The organism is Azonexus caeni, assembly GCF_048146105.1.
GTDB classification, from domain to species: domain Bacteria; phylum Pseudomonadota; class Gammaproteobacteria; order Burkholderiales; family Rhodocyclaceae; genus Azonexus; species Azonexus aromaticus_B.
On sequence record NZ_JBKJAD010000004.1, the window covers coordinates 58,663 to 81,282 of the forward strand.

Annotated in this window: 22 protein-coding genes; 8 read left to right on the top strand and 14 right to left on the bottom strand. The window is 65.3% G+C overall.

All coding sequences use genetic code 11. The features are described from left to right. Window positions 1-6 precede the first annotated feature (6 nt). The 7 genes from ACLIIZ_RS06710 to ACLIIZ_RS06740 all read right to left on the bottom strand — a co-directional run bounded on the left by ACLIIZ_RS06710 (window position 7) and on the right by ACLIIZ_RS06740 (window position 5,153). Window positions 7-531, bottom strand: a complete 525-nt coding sequence (locus ACLIIZ_RS06710) for a YMGG-like glycine zipper-containing protein (protein WP_416691337.1) — start codon at window positions 529-531, stop codon at window positions 7-9. A gap of 13 nt (window positions 532-544) precedes the next feature. Further along, on the bottom strand, window positions 545-889 hold the full coding sequence (locus ACLIIZ_RS06715) for a hypothetical protein (RefSeq protein ID WP_416691338.1): 345 nt from the start codon (window positions 887-889) through the stop codon (window positions 545-547). Window positions 890-977: 88 nt separating this feature from the next. Then, window positions 978-1,301 (bottom strand): hypothetical protein, encoded by a 324-nt coding sequence (locus tag ACLIIZ_RS06720; protein ID WP_416691339.1) that lies wholly within the window; start codon window positions 1,299-1,301, stop codon window positions 978-980. A gap of 15 nt (window positions 1,302-1,316) precedes the next feature. Beyond that, a complete protein-coding gene (locus ACLIIZ_RS06725; protein ID WP_416691340.1) occupies window positions 1,317-2,612 on the bottom strand; it encodes an acetyl-CoA hydrolase/transferase family protein in 1,296 nt (431 codons plus the stop codon). 102 nt (window positions 2,613-2,714) lie between these two features. After that, window positions 2,715-3,857 (bottom strand): THUMP domain-containing class I SAM-dependent RNA methyltransferase, encoded by a 1,143-nt coding sequence (locus ACLIIZ_RS06730; RefSeq protein ID WP_416691341.1) that lies wholly within the window; start codon window positions 3,855-3,857, stop codon window positions 2,715-2,717. A 1-nt stretch (window position 3,858) separates the two neighbouring features. Next, on the bottom strand, window positions 3,859-4,275 hold the full coding sequence (locus ACLIIZ_RS06735; protein ID WP_416691342.1) for a CopD family protein: 417 nt from the start codon (window positions 4,273-4,275) through the stop codon (window positions 3,859-3,861). After that, entirely contained in the window at window positions 4,263-5,153 is an 891-nt protein-coding gene (locus ACLIIZ_RS06740; RefSeq protein WP_416691343.1) for an NAD-dependent epimerase/dehydratase family protein, read from the bottom strand. The genes ACLIIZ_RS06735 and ACLIIZ_RS06740 overlap by 13 nt, the downstream gene beginning before the upstream one ends. A gap of 33 nt (window positions 5,154-5,186) precedes the next feature. Here ACLIIZ_RS06740 and ACLIIZ_RS06745 point away from each other — a divergent pair, with 33 nt between their 5' ends. Both ACLIIZ_RS06745 and ACLIIZ_RS06750 read left to right on the top strand, forming a co-directional pair. After that, a complete protein-coding gene (locus ACLIIZ_RS06745; protein WP_416691344.1) occupies window positions 5,187-6,197 on the top strand; it encodes a CDP-6-deoxy-delta-3,4-glucoseen reductase in 1,011 nt (336 codons plus the stop codon). A 2-nt stretch (window positions 6,198-6,199) separates the two neighbouring features. Continuing rightward, window positions 6,200-6,814: a LysE family translocator gene (locus ACLIIZ_RS06750; protein ID WP_416691345.1), complete on the top strand. Its 615-nt coding sequence runs from the start codon at window positions 6,200-6,202 to the stop codon at window positions 6,812-6,814. 3 nt (window positions 6,815-6,817) lie between these two features. On the opposite strand, the gene ACLIIZ_RS06755 is transcribed toward ACLIIZ_RS06750, so the two are convergent. The 5 genes from ACLIIZ_RS06755 to ACLIIZ_RS06775 all read right to left on the bottom strand — a co-directional run bounded on the left by ACLIIZ_RS06755 (window position 6,818) and on the right by ACLIIZ_RS06775 (window position 11,733). After that, on the bottom strand, window positions 6,818-7,522 hold the full coding sequence (locus tag ACLIIZ_RS06755) for an ABC transporter ATP-binding protein (RefSeq protein WP_416691346.1): 705 nt from the start codon (window positions 7,520-7,522) through the stop codon (window positions 6,818-6,820). Next, window positions 7,515-8,276, bottom strand: coding sequence for an ABC transporter ATP-binding protein (locus tag ACLIIZ_RS06760; RefSeq protein ID WP_416691347.1), 762 nt, complete (start codon window positions 8,274-8,276; stop codon window positions 7,515-7,517). The genes ACLIIZ_RS06755 and ACLIIZ_RS06760 overlap by 8 nt, the downstream gene beginning before the upstream one ends. Continuing rightward, window positions 8,273-9,346, bottom strand: a complete 1,074-nt coding sequence (locus ACLIIZ_RS06765) for an ABC transporter permease subunit (protein ID WP_416691348.1) — start codon at window positions 9,344-9,346, stop codon at window positions 8,273-8,275. Before ACLIIZ_RS06765 ends, ACLIIZ_RS06760 begins: the two co-directional genes overlap by 4 nt. A 121-nt stretch (window positions 9,347-9,467) precedes the next feature. Beyond that, window positions 9,468-10,391, bottom strand: a complete 924-nt coding sequence (locus tag ACLIIZ_RS06770) for a branched-chain amino acid ABC transporter permease (RefSeq protein WP_416691349.1) — start codon at window positions 10,389-10,391, stop codon at window positions 9,468-9,470. A gap of 70 nt (window positions 10,392-10,461) precedes the next feature. Continuing rightward, window positions 10,462-11,733 (bottom strand): branched-chain amino acid ABC transporter substrate-binding protein, encoded by a 1,272-nt coding sequence (locus tag ACLIIZ_RS06775; RefSeq protein ID WP_416691350.1) that lies wholly within the window; start codon window positions 11,731-11,733, stop codon window positions 10,462-10,464. Window positions 11,734-12,703: 970 nt separating this feature from the next. On the opposite strand from ACLIIZ_RS06775, the gene ACLIIZ_RS06780 reads away from it, so the two are divergent. From ACLIIZ_RS06780 to ACLIIZ_RS06790, 3 genes are read left to right on the top strand one after another with little or no spacing between them, the layout of a single operon-like run. After that, a complete protein-coding gene (locus ACLIIZ_RS06780; protein ID WP_416691351.1) occupies window positions 12,704-16,159 on the top strand; it encodes an indolepyruvate ferredoxin oxidoreductase family protein in 3,456 nt (1,151 codons plus the stop codon). Window positions 16,160-16,178: 19 nt separating this feature from the next. Then, window positions 16,179-16,928 (top strand): class I SAM-dependent methyltransferase, encoded by a 750-nt coding sequence (locus ACLIIZ_RS06785; RefSeq protein WP_416691352.1) that lies wholly within the window; start codon window positions 16,179-16,181, stop codon window positions 16,926-16,928. Between the two features lie 6 nt (window positions 16,929-16,934). Continuing rightward, window positions 16,935-19,013, top strand: a complete 2,079-nt coding sequence (locus tag ACLIIZ_RS06790) for a sensor histidine kinase (RefSeq protein WP_416691353.1) — start codon at window positions 16,935-16,937, stop codon at window positions 19,011-19,013. A 3-nt stretch (window positions 19,014-19,016) separates the two neighbouring features. Here ACLIIZ_RS06790 and ACLIIZ_RS06795 read toward each other — a convergent pair whose 3' ends face one another. After that, the gene (locus tag ACLIIZ_RS06795) at window positions 19,017-19,679 is read right to left on the bottom strand and encodes a response regulator (RefSeq protein ID WP_416691354.1); all 663 of its coding nucleotides are present in this window, start codon (window positions 19,677-19,679) and stop codon (window positions 19,017-19,019) included. Window positions 19,680-19,775: 96 nt separating this feature from the next. On the opposite strand from ACLIIZ_RS06795, the gene ACLIIZ_RS06800 reads away from it, so the two are divergent. After that, window positions 19,776-20,240, top strand: a complete 465-nt coding sequence (locus ACLIIZ_RS06800; protein WP_416691355.1) for a PhaM family polyhydroxyalkanoate granule multifunctional regulatory protein — start codon at window positions 19,776-19,778, stop codon at window positions 20,238-20,240. Window positions 20,241-20,244: 4 nt separating this feature from the next. Here ACLIIZ_RS06800 and ACLIIZ_RS06805 read toward each other — a convergent pair whose 3' ends face one another. Next, complete coding sequence (locus ACLIIZ_RS06805) at window positions 20,245-21,141, bottom strand: AEC family transporter (protein ID WP_416691356.1); 897 nt, start codon at window positions 21,139-21,141, stop codon at window positions 20,245-20,247. A 105-nt stretch (window positions 21,142-21,246) separates the two neighbouring features. Between ACLIIZ_RS06805 and ACLIIZ_RS06810 the strand changes: the two genes are divergently transcribed. Then, window positions 21,247-21,690: an NfeD family protein gene (locus ACLIIZ_RS06810; RefSeq protein WP_416691357.1), complete on the top strand. Its 444-nt coding sequence runs from the start codon at window positions 21,247-21,249 to the stop codon at window positions 21,688-21,690. 12 nt (window positions 21,691-21,702) lie between these two features. Further along, entirely contained in the window at window positions 21,703-22,557 is an 855-nt protein-coding gene (locus ACLIIZ_RS06815; protein ID WP_416691358.1) for an SPFH domain-containing protein, read from the top strand. Window positions 22,558-22,620: the final 63 nt, after the last annotated feature.

Below are 22,620 nucleotides of genomic sequence, written 5' to 3' on the forward strand. Positions count from 1 at the left end.
CCTGAGTCAGCGCACGCCGGGCGGCGGCGCCGGCGGTTTGCCCGCCGGTGGCGCCGGAATTCCGGCGTCCTCGGCGCGCTGCGCGCGCCCCTGACTGAAATTGCCCGACACCGGCACGCGGTGTCCCTTGGCGTACATGCACTGCACGTAGGCGTTGTCGTACTGGCGCTGCGTGCCAACCCGCGAAGCCCGACCATGCTCGGCGCCGGCGGCGGTTCCGCCGAGCAGGCCGACCCCGGCACCCACTCCGGCGCCCCGGCTGTTGCCGCCGATCGCCGCACCAGCCAAGGCACCGACCGCGGCACCGACGGCGGCGCTGGTCACCGCCGATTCGCGCGCCGCCTCGCCGGCATTGGTGCCGCCGATCTGGCGCATCGCGTCGTCCTTGCACCAGGCCTCGTCGGCCCGGAAACTCTCGATGCTCCGACCACTGCCAGGCAAGACCATGACACTGGGCCCGGTCGGCAAGACCGTGCAGGCGCCGAGCGCCAGCAGACAGGGAAGCAGGGAAAAACGGAATGCGCTGGACATGGTTTTCAGCCTTTCATTTGCCGGAGCGAGGCAGTACCGGCACCCAGTCTTCAGGACAGGTGCGGACTTCGGGGTAATAGGCCCGGGCGCTGCTGCAGTAATACCAGTAATCCTCGCTGGCCGGCGCCGGAGCCGGTTCGGCCTGTTCGATATAGACGGGCGGCGGCGGTGGCGGCGTGACGACCACCGGCGGATAGGGAGGATAGTAGGGATACCAGGGGAAGGGATCCCAGAACGGCCCCCAGAGCGGCGCTCCGATGACCACGCCGACATGCGTCCGGCGTCCATGGGCCAGCGCTTCCTGGCTGGTCAGTGCGAGCAGGCCGCAACACAGCAAAAAGACTTTGGCGTATTTCATCGAAATCCCCTGGCTAATGGAGAAAGCTTAAGTGCTCAAACCCGCCGGAGCCAATTGAAAATTGCTACAGATTGTAATTGCCGATGGATCAGGAAATATCCCGTTCGAGCAGTTCCGCTCGCTTGCGGCGCAGTCCTTCCGGCATCTTCAGCGTCTGCCGGTCCCAGCCTTCGAGCGCCAGGACCTGCTCCAGGCAGGCTTCCATGATGGCGTGGGAGCGCTCGGTGGCTTCGGCAATGCTGCGGTGCACGCTGCCGTCATTTTCCGGCTCGGTCGCGCAGCACATCTGGTAGCGGTGCAGTTCGCGCAAACTGCGCAACTGCGCCGCCACCTGACCCGGACATGCGCACATGTAGATGGTTGCCTCTTCGACGATCTGTTCCAGTTCCTGGTCGGAAAATCGCTTCGGCAAACCCATCTCAGTGCCTCACAGAAGATTCAGCTTCTTCGCTGCCGCCCGCAGTTCCTCGCGGAAATTGGGATGGGCGATGGCGATCAGCGCCTCGCAGCGCTGCTTGGCGCTCTTGCCACGCAACTGGGCAACACCGAACTCCGTGACGACATAGTTGATGTCGTTCTTGCTGGTGCTGACGTGCGCTCCCGGGGTCAGCGTCGGCACGATCCGGGAAATCGTGTCGTCCTTGGCCGTCGACGGCAGCACGATGAAAGCCTTGCCGCCGTTCGAGCGGTTTGCCGCGCGAACGAAGTCGGACTGGCCGCCGGTGCCGGAATAGGGCTTCGGTCCCAGGCTTTCCGAACCGCACTGGCCGAGGAAATCGATCTGCATGGTGGCGTTGATGCAATGCAGGTTGTCGTTCTGGCCGGCGAGGAAGGGATCGTTGGTGAAATCGACCGGGTGCATTTCCAGCGCCGGGTTGCGGTGCATGAAATCGTAGAGCTTCTTCGAGCCAAGCGCGAAAGTCGCCAGCATCTTGCCGCGATGGACGTTCTTGCGCTGGTTGGTGACGACGCCGGCTTCGACCAGGGTCATGATGCCGTCGCCGATCATTTCGGTGTGGATACCGAGGTCACGCTTGTGGGTCAGTTGCATGACCACCGCGTCGGGAATGCCGCCGTAGCCGATCTGCAGGGTGGCGCCGTCGGGAATCATCTCGGCGACGTGAGCGCCGATCGCTTCCTGGACCGGGCCGATCTTCGGCAGGCCGACTTCGAGCAGGGGATCGCTGCTTTCGGTCAGGGCCGCAACGCGAGAGATGTGAATGTGGCAATCGCCGTTGGCGAAAGGCACATTGGGATTGACTTCGAGCACCACCGCCCGCGCCTTCTCGATCGCCGCCATCGTGTAGTCCGGCGCCAGCGACAGCGAGAAGTAGCCGTGTTCGTCCATCGGCGAAGCCAGCGTGAAGACGACGTCGGAAGGCGTCAGGCCACGCTTGAGCAGCATCGGCAGCTCGGAGAAATAGGCGGGAACGAAATCGATCCAGCCTTCCTGGCCGCCCGGACGGGTCGCACCACCGAAGAAATAGGCGCTGTGACGGACGTGATCGACCGTCTCCGGGTCGATGTAGCCGTACTTGCGCAAGGGCAGGATCTGCGAAACGGTGATCCCGCGGTAGTTGCGCCGCGCGTCGGAAAGCGCGGTCAGCAGACTGGGCGGTTCGCCAACGCCGGTCGGCACGACGATGGTATCGCCATCCCTGAGCACCTGGATGGCGTCGGCAGCCGACATGCGTTTGGTTTCGTAAAGATTCTGGACGGACATGCTGATCTCCTGTGTTGTTTTTTATTTTGAGCCGGATGGCTCGCTCCGCATTGTCGCGGAAAAACCCGGAGAGTCAAACACCAACGCAGCCTCTGTCCAGCTTCAGCGATCCCGGTTACTGCCTGCCACCATGCGGATCTCGAACAGCCGGCATTCGAGCGGCCCGTTGAACAGCGGTGTCTTGCGGCTCGGCTTGAGGCCGACCAGCTTGGGCAGCCGCAGGTCTGCGGTGAAGAAGAAACAGTTCCAGCCCGCCCAGCGCCGCTTCAGGGCGCTGCCCAGCAGGGGGTAAAAAGCCGCCAGCTCTTCCTGTTCACCGATGCGTTCGCCGTAGGGCGGATTGCTGAGCAGGATGCCGGCCGGAGCAGGCGCCTCGATATCCAGCAAATCGGCGAGTTCGACCCGCACGCAGTCGGCGAAACCGGCTTCCTGCAGGTTGCGGCGGGTGGCACGGACGGCACGCTCGTCGTTGTCTGAACCGTAGATCGGCAGCGGCCCGGCCGGTTTCACCCGCGCCTCGGCGGCGGCGCGGATCTGCGCCCAGGCCAGGGCATCGAACTTCTTCAGCAACTCGAAAGCGAAACCGCGATCGAGGCCAGGCGCCCGGTCGAGCGCCACCTGCACGGCTTCGAGCAGGAAGGTGCCGCTGCCGCACATCGGGTCGATCAGCGGCGTTCCCGGCTGCCAGCCGGTCATTTTCAGGATGCCGGCGGCAAGGTTTTCCTTCAGCGGCGCGTCCACGCTCGCCTTGCGGAAGCCGCGCTGCCACAGCGGTCGGCCGGAAGTATCGAGATACAGCGTGCAACGGTTCTCGGTCAGGAAGACGTGGATGCTGACGTCGGGATCGCGCGTCTCGATATTGGGGCGCTCGCCGAAGTCCTCGCGGAAACGGTCGCAGACGGCATCCTTGACGCGCAAGGTGACGTAGTCGAGCGACTTCAGCGGACACTTGATCGCCGTCGTCACCACGCGCATCGTCCGCGTCACCGCGAAATGGTTCGGCCACAACTGGCGCAGCGCCAGCCGGTAGATGTCGTCTTCCTTGACGTAGGGACCGGTCACCAGGTGCCAAAGAATGCGTGTCGCCAGGCGCGACTCCAGGTTGGCGCGGTAGCACACTGCCCAGTCGCCGGAAAAATGGACGCCGCCGTGGGTGGTGCGCAGGTTTTCCGCGCCGATGCCCCGCAGTTCTTCAAGCAGGAGTTCTTCGAGGCCGCGCGGGCAGATGGCGAAATATTCGTTCATGTCAGAAAGGCTTGAGGACAACGAGGAAAAGAACGATCAGCAGGACGATCACCGGGATTTCATTGAAGAAACGGTACCAGACGTGCGACTTGGTGTTGCGCCCGCGGTTGAAATCGCCGAGCAGTCGGCCGCAATACAGGTGATAGACGGCCAGACCGGCGACCAGCGTGGTCTTGGCATGCAGCCAGGCACCGGAAAAACCGTAGGCAAACCACAGCCACAGCCCGGTCGCCACCGCCAGGATGCCGAGCGGCGTCATGAACTTGTAGAGCTTGCCCGACATCAGCAGCAGACGTTCGCGCTCGGCAACGCTGTCGGCCGGCACCATCGCCAGATTGACGTAGATGCGCGGCAGGTAGAACAGGCCGGCGAACCAGGAAACCACCATCCAGATGTGCAGGGTCTTCACGACGAGCATGCGTTTCTCCTTGAGAGTGCCTCGGCAATGCCGGCGTCGACCGTCGGATAAGCGAGGCGTAGTTTTAATTCTGTTTTCAGCCGGCGGTTGCCGATGCGCCGCGATTCGCGCATGAACGACAACTGCGCGCCCGAGACGGCTTGCGCCAATTGCGCCAGTGGCAGACGCGGCGGCCGCGGTAGATGGAAGGCAGCGGCGACGCGATCGAAGTAATCGGCCATTTTCAGGTCCGAGTCATCGACCGCATTGTAGGCGCGATTGGCGGCACCGCGCCGGATCGCCGCGCGGCAGGCGGCGGCGAGATCGTCGGCGTGGATGTGATTGGTGAATACGTCCTCGTCGGCGGACAGCGCCGGCAACCGCTGTTCCAGCCGCGCCAGCGGCAAACGATCGGCGGCGTAGATACCGGGCGCGCGCAGGATGCTGACGGCGACGCCGCGCCGCGCCCCCCAGGCCCGCAACCGGCGTTCGGCATCGACCCGGCGCTGCGCCCGCGCGTTGGCCGGCGAGCAAGCTCTGGTCTCGTCGATCCGGGCACCGGCACAATCGCCGTAAACGCCCGTGGTGCTTACGTAGACCAGACGACGTGGTAGACTTTTCGCGCTTTCCAGTGCGGCCAGCAGGTGCTGGGTTCGCGTATCGCGGTTGCCGCTGGCTGGCGGCGGCGCCAGGTGCAGGACGATGTCGGCGAGGCCGCCGAGGCGACCGAGGCTGCGCCGCTCGTCAAGATCGCCCGCCACCGGCAGCGCACCGGCGCGGCGCCAGTCCGCATGGCGTGCCGGGTCGCGCAGCAGGGCATAGACGCGGTAATGCGGCGCAAGCTGGGTAAGGATGCGGCGGGCGACGTCCCCGCTGCCGACAATCAGGATTTTTTGCACGTCGGCATTGTAGCCGACGACCAAGGGGAACCGATGCGCTACCAAGTGACAGTCCAGCCGAGCGGCCGCCAGTTCGAGGCCGAGTCCGATGAATCGCTGCTCGATGCCGCGCTGCGCCAGGGGCTGACCATGCCCTACGGCTGCAAGGACGGCGCCTGCGGTGCCTGCAAGGGCAAGGTGCTCGACGGCAGCGTCGAACACCGTCACGCCGCCGCCTTGAGCGAAGACGAAAAGGCCGCCGGTCTGGCACTCTACTGCTGCGCCCACGCCAGTTCCGACCTGGTCATCGAGTGCAAGCAACTGCGCTCGGCACACGACATCCCGGTCAAGACCCTGCCCGCCCGCATCGAGAAGATGGAAAAACTGGCGCCCGACGTGATCGACATGCACCTGCGCCTGCCGGCCGCCGAACACCTGCAGTTCCTCGCCGGCCAGTACATCGACATCCTGCTCAAGGACGGCCGCAAGCGCAGCTTCTCGCTGGCCAACGCGCCCTACGAGGACAATCTGCTGCAACTGCACATCCGGCACGTTCCCGGTGGCTTCTTCACCGAACAGGTATTCACCACGATGAAGGTGCGCGACATCCTGCGCTTCGACGGCCCGCACGGCAGCTTCAGCCTGCAGAACGACGCCGGCAAGCCGATCGTCCTGCTCGCCGGCGGCACCGGTTTTGCGCCGATCAAGTCCATCGTCGAACAGGCCATCGCTGACCGCTACCCGCACCCGCTCTACATCTACTGGGGCGCCAAGGCCCGCGTCGACCTCTACCAGAACGCGCTGCCGGAAATGTGGGCGGCCAACCACGCCAACATCCACTACGTACCGGTCCTTTCCGAACCGGCCGCCGACGATGCCTGGACCGGCCGTACCGGTTTCGTCCATCACGCCGTGCTGGCCGATTTCCCCGACCTCTCCGGCCACCAGGTCTATGCCTGCGGCTCACCGGTGATGATCGACATCGCGCGCAAGGACTTCATCAGCCAGTGCGGCTTGCCGGAAGAAGAGTTCTTCTCCGACGCTTTCACCTTCTCGACGACCTGAGCATGTTCGGCGTTGCCGATTACGGCGCGTTTGTCGTCGCCGTGCTGATCTTCCTGGCGATCCCGGGCCCGGGCAACCTGGCGCTGCTCACCTCGACCGCCAAGGGCGGCGTGCGCGGCGGCCTGGCGGCGACGTTCGGCGTCATCCTCGGCGACCAGGTGCTGATGTGGGCGGCGGTGGCCGGGGTCGCCGCGCTGCTCGCCGCACACCCGGCGGCCTTTGCCGCCATCCAGTGGAGCGGCGCCGCCTACCTGGCCTGGCTCGGCCTGCGCATGCTCTTTGCCAAGCCGGGCGCCGCGCCGCTGCTCGACATCAAGCCTTACCACTACCTGCGGCAGGCGATGACGATCACCCTGCTCAACCCGAAGGCGATCATCTTCTACATGGCTTTCTTCCCGCTCTTCGTCGATCCGGCGCGGCACCGCGGCCTGCTGACCTTTGCCTTCATGGCCGGCAGCATCGCCACGCTGACCTTCCTCTACTGCATCACCGTGATGACGCTGTTCCGCAAGCTGGGCAACCGCCTGCAAAGCGGCTCGCCGCTGGCGCGCTGGCTGGAGAAGCTGGCCGGCGTGGCGCTGATTGCCTTCGGCGTCCGCCTCTTCGGCGAACGCTGAGACTCACTCACCGAGATAGGCGGCGCGTACCTTGGGATCGTGCAGCAGGGCGGCGGATTCGCCGTTCAACGTGATCTCCCCGCTTTCCAGCACGTAGGCGCGCTGGCTCGATTCGAGCGCCAGCTTGGCATTCTGCTCGATCAGCAAGATGGTCATGCCGGCGGCGGCGACGTTGCGCACCACCTCGAAGATCTTCTGCACCATGATCGGCGCCAGCCCCATCGACGGCTCGTCGAGCAGCAGCATCTTCGGCCGGCTCATCAGCGCGCGGGCAATCGCCAGCATCTGCTGCTCGCCGCCGGAAAGGGTGCCGGCCAGCTGGTCGGCACGTTCCTTGAGACGCGGGAAATAGCCGTACATGCGCTCGGTGTCGGCGGCGATGCCGTCCTTATCGTCGCGCAGGAAAGCGCCCATACGCAGGTTTTCCAGCACCGTCAGGCGGGGGAAGACGCCGCGCCCCTCCGGCACCAGCGCGATTCCCTTGCGGATGATGTCGTGCGGCGCGATGCCGACGATCTTCTCGCCACAGAAATGAACGTCGCCGCCGGCGATCCCGATCATCCGGGAAATCGCCTTCAGCGTGGTCGTCTTGCCGGCGCCATTGGCACCGATCAAGGCAACGGTTTCGCCTTCGTTCACATGGAAGGTGATGCTGCGCACCGCCTGGATGCCGCCGTAGGCGACGCGGAGTCCGGTAACTTCAAGCACCTAGATAAGCCTCAATCACTCGTTGATCCTTCTGCACGATCGCGGGCACATCCTCGATCAGCAGCGCCCCGTATTCGAGCACCGCGACCCGGTCGCACAAGCCCATCACCAGCTTGACGTCATGCTCGATCAGCAGCACCGTCGTGCCGTCCTTGCGGATGCCTTCGATCAGCACGCGCAGTTCTTCGGTTTCGGTGGCGTTCATCCCCGCTGCCGGCTCGTCGAGACAGAGCAGCTTGGGTTCGGTGGCCAGCGCCCGGGCGATTTCCAGACGGCGCTGATCGCCGTAGGAAAGGTTCTTGGCCAGGTCGTCGGCGCGGTCGGCGATATCGACGTAATGCAGCAGGTCGAGCGCACGCTGGCGGATCGCCGCCTCTTCGGCGCGCGTCTTCGGATCGCGGAAGATGGCGCCAAAAACGCTGGCCTTGGTCCGCACGTGGCGGCCGACCATGACGTTCTCCAGTGCCGTCATGTTGCCGAACAGGCGGATGTTCTGAAAGGTACGGGCAATGCCGCGCTCCGCCGCGCGCTGCGGCGCATCGGCCTGCAACGGCGCACCGGCGAAGGTGAAACCGCCGCCGTCCGGCACGTAGAGGCCGGTCATGCAGTTGAAGAAGGTCGTCTTGCCGGCGCCGTTCGGGCCGATCAGGCCATAAACCTCGCCCTGGCGGATCGACAGCGAGACGTCCTGCAGGGCCTTGACCCCGCCGAAATGTTTGGCGACCGAACGGGCTTCGAGAAGGACTTCGCTCATTTCGCCACTCCCGCCGTCTTTTCCGCCAATTCACGGGAACGTTCAGGCGACGGCCACAGCCCGGACGGCTTGAAGCGCATCACCAGCACCAGCGCCAGCCCGAACAACAGCATGCGCAGGCTTTCCGGATCGATCAGCACCTTGCCGAACAGCGCCACCTGCGCCGGCGTCACCGCATAGCGCGCCATCTCCGGCAGGAAGGTGAGCAGGATGGCGCCCAGAATGACGCCGGGAATGTGGCCCATACCGCCGAGCACGACCATCGCCAGGACCATGATCGATTCGATCAGCGAGAAGCTCTCCGGCGAGACAAAGCCCTGCATCGCCGCGAAGATGCCGCCGGCGATACCGCCGAACGAAGCCCCCATCGCGAAGGCCAGCAGCTTGACGTTGCGCGTGTTGATACCGACCGCCTTGGCGGCGATCTCGTCCTCGCGGATCGCCTGCCAGGCCCGGCCGATGCGCGAATCCTGCAGGCGCAGGTTGACGATGACGATGAGAATCGCCAGCGCCACCAGCAGGTAGTAATACTTGTAGGGCCCGGTCAGCGTCACACCGAAGAACTCGCTGCGCGTGGCGAAGCTGAAATCGCCAAACTTCACCGGGTCGATCAGGGTGATCCCCTGCGGCCCGTTGGTGATGTTGATCGGCGCATTCAGGTTGTTCATGAAGATGCGGACGATTTCGCCAAAGCCGAGCGTGACGATGGCCAGATAGTCGCCTCGCAACTTCAGCGTTGGTGAGCCGAGCAATACGCCAAAGAAACAGGCGAGCAAGGCGCCGACCGGCAGGATCGCCCAGATCGGCCAGTGCAGACTGAAGTGAGGACTCGCCAACAAGGCCCAGGTGTAGGCGCCAACCGCATAGAAGGCGATGTAGCCGAGATCGAGCAGGCCGGCAAAACCGACGACGATGTTCAGACCGAGCGCCAGGAAGATGTAGAGAATGGCGAAATTGAGGATGCGCACCCAGGCCTGACCGGCCATGCCGACGACGAAGGGCAAGGCGATCAGGGCGGCGGCGATGAGCACGATCCCCAGGGTGGAACGGGGGTTGAGCCAGTTTTTCATGCACGCTCCGATGCGATGGCAAGACGAGGCGGCAAGCTGGCCGCTGACGAGACAGTGCTGCGGCACGGCGAGGAAGCGGACGGCGCAGCCAACGAAATATTGGCGAGCAGCGGTGCATGCATCATGCGCGATCTCCCGTCTTCTCGCCAAACAGGCCGGACGGCTTGAACATCAGCACGACGATCAGCACCGCGAAGGCGAAGATGTCTTGATAATGGCTGCCCAGGAAGCCACCGGTGAGGTCGCCGATGTAACCGGCGCCGAGCGCCTCGATGATACCGAGCAGGACACCGCCGACCATCGCCCCGACCAGGTTGCCGATGCCGCCGAGGACGGCGGCGGTGAAGGCCTTCAGGCCGAGGATGAAACCCATCTGGTAGTGCGCCACTTCGTAGTAGCTGCCAACCATGACGCCGGCCACCGCGGCCAGCGCCGAACCGATGACGAAAGCGGCGGAGATGACCCGGTTGATGTTCACCCCCATCAGGCTGGCCACCGCCGGATTCTGCGCCGTGGCACGCATCGCCATGCCGAGCTTGGTGCGATAGACGAGCAGCACGAGGCCGGTCATCATTGCCGCCGACAAAAGCACGATAACCACCTGGACCAGCGTGAAATGGGCGCCGGCGAATTCGAAATTGACCTTCGGCAACAGCGGCGGAAAGGTCATGTAATTGCGTCCCCAGAGGATCATCGCCAGATTCTGCAGGACGATCGACATGCCGATCGCCGTGATCAGCGGCGTCAGCCGCGGCGAGCCGCGCAGGGGCCGGTACGCCACTCGCTCCAGACTCCAGCCGATGGCCATGCAGGAAAGGATGGAAACGACCAGACCGCACAGGCCGGCAATGCCGACCGGCATGCCGGCGGCGGTCAGCGAACCGGTGACGGTGATGGCAACCAGCGTACCAATCATCACCACCTCGCCATGAGCGAAATTGATCAGGCCCATGATGCCGTAGACCATCGTGTAACCCAGCGCGACCAGCGCGTAAATGCTGCCCTGGACCAGGCCATTGACAATCTGCTGCAGGAAAATATCCATTTGGAATCCGTTGACTGCAAGATACGGAAACGGCACCTTGCGGTGCCGTTTCATTGAGCCGACTGGCTGCTTACTTCTTCGCTTCGGCCGGGGCCGCAGGAGCTGCCGGCGCGGCGGCGGGCTCGGCCGGCGCCGCCGGGGCAGCTTCCGGAGCCGGGGCACCACCCAGGGTTTCGACATAGCTCAACGTGCCGCCCTTGTACTGGTAGAGCGAAATTGCGCCGCTCTTCAGGTCGCCGAATTCGTCGAACTCGATCTTGCCGGTAACGCCTTCAAGGTTGGTCTTGCCAACTTCCGGCAGGTACTTGGCGGGCTCGACCGAATCAGCACGCTTCATCGCATCGGCAATCACCATCACCGCATCGTAGGCGTTCGGCGCGTAGAGTTGGATGTCGTAGCCAAAGCGGGTGTTGAACTTGGTCTTGAATTCCGGACCCTTCGCCAATTGTTCCAGCGGCACGCCCGGCAGCGAGCAGAACTGACCGTCGGCAGCCGGGCCGCCCAGCTTCATGAACTCCGGCGTGCAGACGCCATCGCCGCCGAGGAACTTGGCCTTGATGCCGAGTTCCTTCATCTGCTTGACCATCGGCCCGCCCTGCGCGTCCATGCCGCCGTAGAAGACCAGATCGGCCTTGGTCGACTTGATCTTGGTCAGGATCGCCTTGAAGTCGGTCGCCTTGTCGGTGGTGTATTCGTTAGCCACCACCTTCAGGCCCAGGCCTTCGGCCGCCTTGCGGAACTCGTCGGCCAGACCCTGACCGTAAGCGGTACGGTCGTCGATGATGGCGACGGTCTTGACGCCCTGCTTGGCGGCAAACTCGCCGAGCACCTTGCCTTGCTGGACGTCGTTGGCCATCACGCGGAAGGCCGTCTTGAAACCTTGCTGGGTGTACTTCGGGTTGGTCGCCGACGGCGAAACCTGCGGCAGGCCAGCATCCGCGTACAGCTTGGAAGCCGGGATCGTCGTACCGGAGTTGAGGTGGCCGACAACGCCATTGACCTTTTCGTCAACCAGCTTCTGGGCAACGATGGTGCCCTGCTTCGGGTCGGCCTGGTCGTCTTCCGATACCAACTGGAACTTGACCTTGGCGCCACCGATTTCGAGACCCTGAGCATTCAGCTCCTCGACGGCGAGAACGGCACCGCTCTCGTTGTCCTTGCCAAGGTGGGCCTGCGGGCCGGTCATCGGCGCGACATGGCCGAGCTTGACGACGACTTCGGGCTTGGCGGCGGGTGCGGCGGGCGCGGCGACCGGCGGCGGCGCCTCTTCCTTCGGTCCGCAAGCGGACAGCGCGAAAGCGGCGGCAATGGAGAGGGCTACTGCGGAAAGCTTGGCTTGCATCGGTAAGTCTCCTGAATTGGGGGGCGGGAAATCTGCTCGAAACAACAGGGACCGATTCTGCGCATACAGATAGCGCATCGTCAATACGGAATATCCCTAAAATCGCGGCGGCTGGCGCGTTTGGACTGATTGTCGCCGAGAAGCGGGGTTATCCGCGCTGATATTCGGGCGGGGTTGGTTTCCGAGGCGACGGGATCCGCTTTTGCCAGGCGGGCGTTTGTTATTGCTGAAGCGCTGTGTTTCGCGTCTGACGGGCGTGCGTGCTTGTTTGCTGAACCACTGGGTTCCGCCGCTGACCGGCGGGCGTACTTTTTCTTGTGTGGCTGAGAAAAAGTAGCCAAAAAGAAAGCCACCCCCAGGTCGGCGCCGGGCTGCGCCCGGTCCCTTGCGCTACTCGACGCGCCGGGCGGCTGCGGAACTCGGCCCTGCGGGCCTCAGACAGTCCTCGCCGACTTCCCCCGGCACGCCTGCGTTGCTCAGCGCCTCTCAGGGGGACCCCGAAAACCAGCGGTTCACGAAAACTGGCGGTTGAAAAATCCGCGGTGCTTCCAGCAACGTTTGGTTTTCCGGGCCCCTTGGGAGGCGCCGAGCAACGCAGGGCCTGGCGGAAAAAGGGCGAGCACTGTCTGAGCCGCGTAGCGGCGAGTTGCGCAGCCCCCGCCAGGGCCGAGTAGCGCAGGGCACCCGCGCAGCGGGCGCCGACCTAGGGTCGCCTTCTTCTTTGGCTACTTTCTTCTTGGCGAAACAAGAAGAAAGTACGCCCGCCGGTCAACGGCGGAACCCAGCGGCTCAGCAAACGAAAACGCTCGCGCGTCAAACGCGAAACACAGCGGTCAAAAAACCAAGTCCCCTTGTTGCAAGAACCATCCCCTCCCCCCGATACTCCAAACTCCAAATCCCGCCCGCCACTACCCCCGGCGAGCAGGGAGATCACAACCGGCTCACAAGGCCGCAGACAATGGAGACAAACATGGGCAAACCCGATCTGCCGGCATCGATCACCGCGACGCTGGACGACAAGTATTCCCGCCACACCGGCCGCGTCTATCTGACCGGCACCCAGGCGCTGATCCGCCTGCCGATGTTGCAGCGCGAGCGCGACCTCGCCGCCGGGCTGAACACCGCCGGTTTCATTTCCGGTTACCGGGGCAGTCCGCTCGGCAATCTCGACCTTGGCTTGTGGCAGGCCAAGGCCCACCTCGCCGACCACCACGTCACCTTCCAGCCGGGCGTCAATGAAGACCTCGCGGCGACTGCCGTCTGGGGCAGCCAGCAGGTCGGACTCTTCCCCGGCGCAAAGTACGACGGCGTGTTCGGCATGTGGTACGGCAAGGGGCCGGGCGTGGACCGCTGCGGCGATGTTTTCCGCCATGCCAACGCCGCCGGTTCGGCCAAGTTTGGCGGCGTCCTGGTCATTGCCGGCGACGATCACGCGGCCAAGTCGTCAACCTTGCCGCACCAGACCGAGCATGTCTTCAAGGCAGTGATGATGCCGGTGCTCTACCCGGCCAATGTGCAGGAATACCTCGACTTCGGCCTGCACGGCTGGGCAATGAGCCGCTATTCCGGCTGCTGGGTGGCGCTCAAGGCGCTGGCCGACACGGTTGAAACTTCGGCGTCGGTGAATATCGACCCGGCTGCGGTCGATATCAAGATCCCGACCGATTTCAGCCTGCCGCCCGACGGTCTCAACATCCGCTGGCCGGACCCGCCGCTGCTCCAGGAAGCGCGCTTGCTCAACTACAAGCTTTACGCGGCGCTCGCCTATTGCCGGGCGAACCGGCTCGACCGCGTGGTGATCGATTCGCCGGCGCCGCGCCTGGGCATCCTGACGGCGGGGAAAAGCTACCTCGACGTGCGCCAGGCGCTCGACGAACTGGGCATCGATGACGCGCTCGCCGCGCAGATCGGCATCCGCCTGTACAAGGTCGGCATGGTCTGGCCGCTGGAGCCGGAAGGCGTGCGCCACTTTGCCGAGGGGCTGGAGGAAATCCTCGTCGTCGAAGAGAAACGCCAGTTGCTCGAATACCAGTTGAAGGAAGAGCTGTACAACTGGCGCGATGACGTGCGCCCGCGCGTGGTCGGCAAATTTGACGAAAAAGGCGAGTGGACCGCGGGCGACACCGGCTACCTGGCGCACAGCGACTGGCTGCTGCCGGCCGCCGGCGAACTGCCCGTGGCGAGCATCGCCCGCGTCATCGCCCGACGCATCGGGCGCTTCTTCACCTCGCCGACCATCGAGGCGCGGCTCAAACTGATCGAAGGCAAGCAGCAGGCGCTGAAGACCCCGCTGGTGCTGGCCGAGCGCAAACCGCACTTCTGCTCCGGCTGCCCGCACAACACCTCCACCAAAGTCCCCGAAGGCTCGCGCGCCGTCGCCGGCATCGGCTGCCATTACATGGTGACCTGGATGGATCGGCAAACCTCAACCTTCACCCACATGGGCGGCGAAGGCGTGCCCTGGGTCGGCCAGGCGCCATTCACCGAAGAGAAGCACATCTTCGCCAACCTTGGCGACGGCACCTATTTCCACTCGGGATTGCTCGCCATCCGGCAGTCGATCGCGGCCAAGGTACCGATCACCTACAAGATCCTCTACAACGACGCCGTCGCCATGACCGGCGGCCAGCCGGTGGACGGCGTCCTCAGCGTCGCCCGCATCACCCGCCAACTGGAGGCCGAAGGCGTCGGCAAGATGGTCATCGTCGCCGCCGAGCCGGAAAAATACGCGACGATCCGCGATCTGGCGCCGAACGTGCCGGTCCGCCACCGCGACGAACTCGACGCCGTGCAGCGCGAGCTGCGCGAATTCCCCGGCGTCTCCATCCTGATCTACGACCAGGTCTGCGCTACCGAAGCGCGCCGGCGCCGCAAGCGCGGCAAAATGCCGGCGGCGACGCAGCGCGCCTTCATCAACGAGGACGTCTGCGAAGGCTGCGGCGACTGCTCGGTGCAGTCCAACTGCCTGTCGGTCGAGCCGGTTGAAACCGCATTCGGGACCAAGCGGCGGATCAACCAATCGGCGTGCAACCAGGATTTGTCGTGCCTGAAGGGCTTCTGCCCGAGTTTCGTGACTATCGAGGGCGGTACGCTGAAAAAACCGAGCCCTGCGGTCGACAGCACAAACTGGCCGATATTGGCGGCGCCTGCGCTGCCGTCCACGGCAACACCGTGGAACCTGATCATCACCGGCGTCGGCGGCCAGGGCACGATCACCCTCGGCGCACTGATCGGCATGGCCGCCCACCTCGACGGCAAGGGCGTGTCGACGCTGGACATGACCGGGCTGGCGCAGAAGTACGGCGCCGTCTTCTCGCACCTGCGCATCGCCGACCGGCCGGAGGACATCCACGCCGCCCGCATCGCCACCGGCGAGGCGCACGCCATCCTCGGCGGCGACCTGGTGGTCAGCGCCAGCAGCGATGCGCTCGCCAAGATGCTCGAAGGCAAGACGCGCGCCGTGGTCAGCAGCACCGACACGCCGACCGCCGAATTCACCCGCAACCGCGACTGGCGCTTCCCGCAGGCCGGCCTGCAGAAGCAGCTGACCGACACCCTCGGCGCCGACGCCGTCGATTTCCTCGACGCCCAGCACCTCGCCGAACGCCTGCTCGGCGACACCCTGTTCGCCGGCGCCCTGCTCCTCGGCTACGCCTGGCAGAAGGGGCTGGTGCCGGTGTCGGCGGCGTCGCTCGACCGCGCCATCGAACTCAACGGCACGGCGGTGGCCGCCAACCGCCAGGCCTTCCAGTGGGGCCGGCGCGCGGCGGTCGACCGGCAGAAAGTCGAAAGCATCGCCGGGCCGCTGCAGACGCAGCGCCAGGAAATGACGCTAGCCGAACTGATCGCCCACCGCGCCACCCACCTCACTGCCTACCAGGACGCGGCGCTGGCCGAGCGCTACACGCAGCGCGTCGCCGCCATCCGCGCCCTCGGCGACGAGGCGCTGACGCGCACGGTGGCCGAGCAGTACGCCCGCCTCCTCGCCCCCAAAGACGAATACGAGGTGGCGCGGCTGTATACAGAGGGCGACTTCGCCCAGCGCCTGGCGGAAACTTTCCAGGGCGGCAAGCTTGCCTTCCATCTGGCGCCGCCGGGACTGCACCGCCCGGGGCCGGACGGGCGGCCGAAGAAATGGCGTTTCGGTCCCTGGCTACAGCCCGCTCTCGCGCTGCTCGCCAAGGCCCGGCGGCTGCGCGGCAGTTGGCTGGACCCCTTGCGCAACAGTGTCGAGCGAAAAACGGATCGCGCCCTGCTCGCCGACTACGAGGCCGACCTTGAGCTGATCCTCAAGCATCGCCCAAGCTCGGCGCGGAACCTTGCCGCCTGGCCAGCCGAAGTCCGGGGCTACGGCCCGGTGCGCGAGGCGGCGCTGGCGCCGGCCAGGCAGAAACGGGAGCAAGCCCGCGCGGCGAGCATGGCATAAATCTGGGTAGAATCGCGGGATGTCATCGACCCCGCTTCGCCAGTTCGCCCTGCAGGGCGCCGCCGTCATCCTCGTCCTCTCGCTGGCCTGGCCCTACTATGGCTGGGCCGGCGGCAGCATGCCCTGGCAGCAGACCAGCCTGCTGATCGGCGCCGTCGCCCTGGCGCTGGCGACGATCACCCGCCAGGCCTGGTGGTGGCGCCTGATCCACGCCCTGTTCATGCCCCTGGTCTGGCTGACCTGGACGCTCAACATCGACCCCGGCTGGTTCCTGCTCGCTTTCATCCTGTTGCTGCTGGTCTATCGCGGCGCGCTTTCCGGGCAGGTGCCGCTCTACCTCTCCAACCGCGAGACCGTCGCCGCCCTCGACGAGTTGATCGGCAAGGAGGAAAGCCAACGCTTCCTCGACCTCGGCGCCGGCATCGGCAGCACACTCATCCCGCTCGCCGACCGCTGGCCGGATCGCCAATTCACCGGCGCCGAAAACGCGCCATTGACCTGGCTGATTGGCCGCATCCTCGGCGTCGGCCGGCCCAACCTCCACTGGCTGTGGGAGGACCTGTGGCAGATGCCGCTCGGCGAACACGATCTGGTCTATGCCTTCCTGTCGCCGGTGCCGATGCCCAAGCTGTGGGAAAAGGCCAGGGCCGAAATGAAACCGGGCAGCCTCTTCGTCAGCAACAGTTTCCCGGTACCCGGGGTGACGCCGGAGTGCATTGTCGAGGTCGCTTGCTCGCCGCCGCGGCCGTTGTACTGCTACCGGATCTGATCCCGCATGCAGCTGACGCGCAAGCCGGAAAAACTCGCCCTGCTGGTGGCCCTGCTCGGGACGCTGACGGTGCTGGTCATTTTCCTTACCGACCTGGTGCTTTCCTACCAGCGCGACATCGACAGCGGCGAAACCCGCCTCAAGCAGTTCTCGGTGATGATGGCCGAACACACCGCCCGCGCCTTCGAAGCGGTCGACGTCCTGGTCAAGGAAGTGGCAACCGATCTCTCGCTCAATCGCGCCGACTGGCCGGACTGGGAGCCGGTCAAAGGCTGGGAGTACATCGCCCAGCGCCATTCCCGCGCGATGCCCCAGTTACGCGACCTGAGCGTCTTCGACGCCCTGGGCAACCAGCGCTTCATCTCCAGCTATTTTCCCAGCCCGCAGATCAACATCAGCGACCGCCCCTATTTCGCCACCCTCGCCCGCGGCACACCGTGGACCACTTATGGCCCCTATGTCGGGCGCAATTCCGACCACTACACCTACGCCATTGCCCACCGCCTGAGCGGCCCGGGCAACAGCTTCGCCGGCGCCGCCTTCGCCGCGATCGAACCGGCCTACATGCAGGATTTCTGCTGGGCAAACCGTCTTTCCGACGACTTCGACGCGGTGCTGACCAATGCCAAGGGGGAAATCGTCGCCTCCTGCCGGCCCAGCGATCTCAGCCCCCGCTCCGGCATTCTCGGCCAGCAAGCTGGGGTCGCCCTGTTCGGCGGCCGCGCCGCCGGCATGATCCCGGAAACCGGCATCGTCGAAGTCAGCGGCCTGCTGATCTCGACGACGCCCGTCCCCGGCTTCTCCGATCTGCGCATGGTGGCGATGATGCCGACCGATTCGCTGCTCGCCAACTGGCGCAACCGCCTGTTCGAAATCGGCACCCTTGGCATCATGCTCAGCGCCCTGCTCTTCTTCGGCGCCGTCCTGGTCCGCCGCCAGGTGCGCGACCTGCGGGCGATGGCCGAAGCCCTCGCCGACAGCCGCGACCTGCTGGAAGAGCGCATCGACCAGGCGACCGCCGCGCTGGCTGCCGAAAAAGACACCGCCGAGCGCGCCAACGCCGCCAAGAGCCGCTTCCTCGCCGCCGCCAGCCACGACCTCCGGCAGCCGCTGCACGCGCTTTCGCTGTTCACCACCGACCTGCTGCGCCAAGCCGCCGCTGGCAAACTGCGCGAAGTGCCGCGCATTGCCGAACAGATTGCCGCCTCGACGCAAACCCTGGGCGACATGCTCAACGCCCTGCTCGATATTTCCCGCCTCGACATCGACGGGGTCCGTGCCAATCTGCAGCCCTTCCCGCTGGCCGCGGTTTTTCAGCGCCTGCACGACGCTTTTTTCCGGCAGGCCGAAGCCCACCAGTTGCGCCTGCGCTTCCACACGCCGCGCTATTTCGTCTATAGCGACCCGCAACTCCTCGAACGCATGCTCGGCAACCTGATTTCCAACGCCCTGCGCTACACGCCGGCCGGCGGCGCCATCGTGGTCGGTGCCCGCCTTCAGGGCGACCGCCTGCGCATCGAGGTACGCGACAGCGGCATCGGCATCGCCCGCGAACACCGGGCGGCGATCTTCGCCGAGTTCTATCAGGTCGCCAACGTCGCCCGCGAACAGGACGGCGGCCTCGGCCTCGGTCTCTCCATCGTCCAGCGACTGGCCAAGGGGCTGGGTATCGAAGTTTCGCTAGCCTCGCAGATCGGCAATGGGACGACCTTCTCGCTGCTCGTCGAACGAGCGGCGGAACAGGCGACACCAAGCGTCCGGAGCAACCGCGAAGCCAGCAACGGCGCCGTCCATTTCGTCGGCGAATCGGAAGAACTGGCCGCCTGCCGCGAACTGATCGCTTCGTGGAGCTACGCCACGAGCAGCGGCGACCGGCAGTCGGTGGAGCGCTTGCGCAGCGACACCATCGTCGTCTGCGACGCCGCCTGGGTTCCCGATCTCGATCCGGGAATGGCCTTGATCGTCATCGGCCCGAGCGGCGGCGCCCCCCTGCCGGCCAACGCCCACGTGCTGGCGCCGCCGGTCCGGCCAGCGCGCCTGCGCGCCCTGTTGCGCGCCAGCGCGCCGCGCGGGCCGATTGCCTGAGTCTCAGAAGACGTCGCTGAAATCGATGCCGTAGCGGGCCGCCGTGACCAGCGCCTGGGTCCGGCTGGTGACGCCGAGCGCCTTGAAGACCGCGGTCGCGTGAATCTTCACCGTACCTTCGGAGAGGTCGAGCTGATCGGCGATGTCGCGGTTCGACAGACCGCGCACCATGAGGCACAGCACCTGCGCCTGGCGCTCGGTCAGGCCGATTTCGCCGGGCTTGACGCTGACGCTGGAGGGCGGCAGCGGCACCGCGTCGTCGAGACGCGCCGGCATCTGGCCACTCGGGCGGACGATATTGCCGGCCAGCACGTCGCGCACCGCCAGCAGCAGACGTTCACCGTTGAGTGCCTTGGGAATGAAGCCGGAAGCGCCGAGGTTCATCACCCGGGTCACCGTCGGCTGGTCGTCGAAAGCCGAAACCACCGCCACAGGCATCGCCGGATAGCGACGGCGCAGGATGTCGAGCCCGGCGAAGCCGTCGATCCCCGGCAGGGCAAGATCGAGCAGGACCAGATCGAAATCGCCTTCGCTGTCGAGCACGCTCAGCGCGCTCTCGAAATCGGCGCTCTCGAATACGTGCACACCGTCTTCCACCTGGGAAAGCAGGCCGACCAGTCCCTCGCGGACCAATGCGTGATCTTCAACCACCAACAGCTTGAGCATCGGTTATTCCTTTTTCATAGCAGGCGCTAATTTATCATTTTGCACGATAAAAGTGGTTTAAGATCGTTGCATCAGATGACCCCGGAGGAGACAAAAATGAACCAAGCATCTGCCAACGACCCGCTCAACTTCATGCGCAACATCTGGAGCAACATGGGTTTCGGTCTGCCCGGCATGGTCACCCCAACCTTCGACCTGGAAGAACTCGACAAGCGGATCAAGGACCTCAAGGCGGTCGAAGGCTGGCTGCGGATGAACCTGTCGATGCTGCAGATGACCATCCAGGGCCTGGAAATGCAACGCAGCACGGTGAGCACGATGCAGGCGATGGGCCAGATGGCCTCCGACGCCGCCCGTCAGATGAATGAGCCGGCCGCCCCGGAAGCGCCCACCGAGGAAGCCGGCAAAGCCTTCTCGGAAGCGGCGCTGTGGCCGTGGCAGATGATGCAGCAGATGCGCGAGCACCTGCAGCAGAACGTCGAAGCCGCCGCCCAGGCGAAAGCCGCCGAGCCGGTCCCCGAAGAGAAATCCAAAGCGCGTCGCCCGGCGCCCAAGAAATAAGCCGTCAGCCGATCAGCCAGGCCGCCCACAGCGGCAGGCTGAGCATCGCCAGCAGCGTGCTCGCCGAGATCAGCCAGGCAACGCTGCGCCCGTCGCCGCCCATGCGCATGGCCAGGATGTAGGCCGACGATGCAGTCGGCATCGCCGCGAACAGCACGGCAATCTGGAAGTTCAACCCGCTCAGGCCGACCGCCCGCCCGACGGCGATGGCGATCAGCGGCAGTGCCAGCAATTTGACGGCGAGCAGCCAGCCGGAGAGCAAACGCAGGCCCGCCGTACCGTCAAGACGCAAGGCTGCACCGACGGCAATCAGGCCGAGGGCGATCGAGGCGTCGGCCAGGCGGCCGAGAAAGGCCTGCAACGGAGGCGGCGGCAGGAAACCGGCGAGGTTGAGCAGGAAACCGCCGGCCGTCGCCCAGATCAGCGGGTTGCGCGCCACTTCCCGCCACAGACCGATCTCACCGTGGCGAGCCAGCATCCACACCGAGACCAGGTTGGCGAAAGGCACCGCGGCGCCGACCACCAGGCCCATGGTGGCGATCCCCGGGCGGCCGAACAACATGCCGGCGACGGCCAGCGCGATGTAGGAGTTGAAACGGTAGGCGCACTGGTAGATCGAGGCGAAGCTAAGCGCGGGCACTTGCAGGAAGACACGCGGCAGCAGGCCGAGCAGCATGCCGCCGGCCATCGCGGCGAAGGCGGTGGCGAGCAGGGGCAGCGCCGCACCGAGATCGAGCTGGGTGCGCATGATCGCATTCACCAGCAACGCGGGAAACAGGATGAAATAGACCAGTTTCTCGACCCCGCTCCAGAAATGGTCGCCCAGGTGCATCCAGCGCCGGATCGCGGCGCCGAGCAGGATCAGCGAGAAGTCGGGGAGCAGCAGGAGAACGGTTTGCATCGGCCCATTCTAAGCCGCGACACGGCCCGGCTGAATCCGTAAAAACCACAGCCCGCCTTGACCACGGCGGACAAACCCGAAATACTCGGCGGCATGGATATCGTCATGCAACCCGAATGGTGGCACTGGATCGTCGGCGGCATTGCCCTGGTGCTCGCCGAACTCGCCATGCCGGCCTTCTACATCATCTGGTTCGGCCTCGGCGCGCTGCTCGTCGGGCTGCTCCTGCTGCTCGCCCCCGGCTTGCCGCTGACTGCGCAGGTGCTGTGCTGGATCGTCGCCTCGCTGGCCATGACCGTGCTCTGGTTCCGCGTCTTCCGCCAGGCGCAGCAGGCGACCCAGAGCGGCACCGCCGACGGCGAAGCGATCGGCGAGATCGGCCTGCTGACCGGCGCCATCGAACCGTTCCAGAAGGGCCGCGTGCGTTTCCAGCGGCCGCTGCTCGGCGCCGACGAGTGGGTCTGTCTCGCCGACAGCGCCATCGCCGCCGGTGAGCGGGTGCGCGTCGTCGCCGTTGAAGGCAGTTATCTGAAAGTCGTCAAAAACTGAAGGGAGTTCCCCATGGAAGCCGGATTCGTCGTTGCCCTCGCCCTGCTTGCCTTCGTCGTCGTCACCATCGCCAAGGGCGTGCGCATCGTGCCGCAGGGTGAGGAATGGATCGTCGAGCGCCTGGGCAAATACCACGGCACGCTGAAGCCGGGCCTCAACGTGGTCATTCCCTACATCGACCGCATCGCCTACCAACTGGTCACCAAGGACATCATTCTCGACGTCCAGGAGCAGGAAGTGATCACCCGCGACAACGCGGTGATCCTGACCAACGCCATCGCCTTCGTCAAAGTGACCGACCCGGTCAAGGCAGTCTATGGCGTCACCGACTTTTCCGAGGCGATCCGCAACCTGATCATGACCACGCTGCGCTCGATCGTCGGCGAAATGGAACTCGACGAAGCGCTGTCGTCGCGCGACAAGATCAAGGCTCGGCTGCGCGAAAGCATCGCCGACGAAGCGATCGACTGGGGCCTGACGGTGAAGTCGGTGGAAATCCAGGACATCAAGCCGTCGCAGTCGATGCAGAAGGCGATGGAAATGCAGGCCGCCGCCGAGCGCGAGCGCAAGGCGGTGGTGACCAAGTCGGAAGGCGCCAAGCAATCGGCCATCCTCGAAGCGGAAGCCCGCCTTGAGTCGGCCAAGCGCGACGCCAACGCCCAGGTGATGATGGCCGAGGCGTCGGCCGAGGCGATCCGCCGGGTCAGCGCGGCGATCGGCGAGCAGACCGGGCCGATGGCCTTCCTGCTCGGCGAGAAATACATCGCGGCAATGGAGCGCCTGGGCGAGAAGGACAACGCCAAGCTGGTCGTTCTCCCCGCCGATCTCCAGGACGCGGTGCGCGGCCTGCTCGGCCGCAAGGGCTGACGCCAGAAGCCGGGTTGTAACATTGCAACAGCATCCCGGTTTTATCGGCCGAGACCGACCATA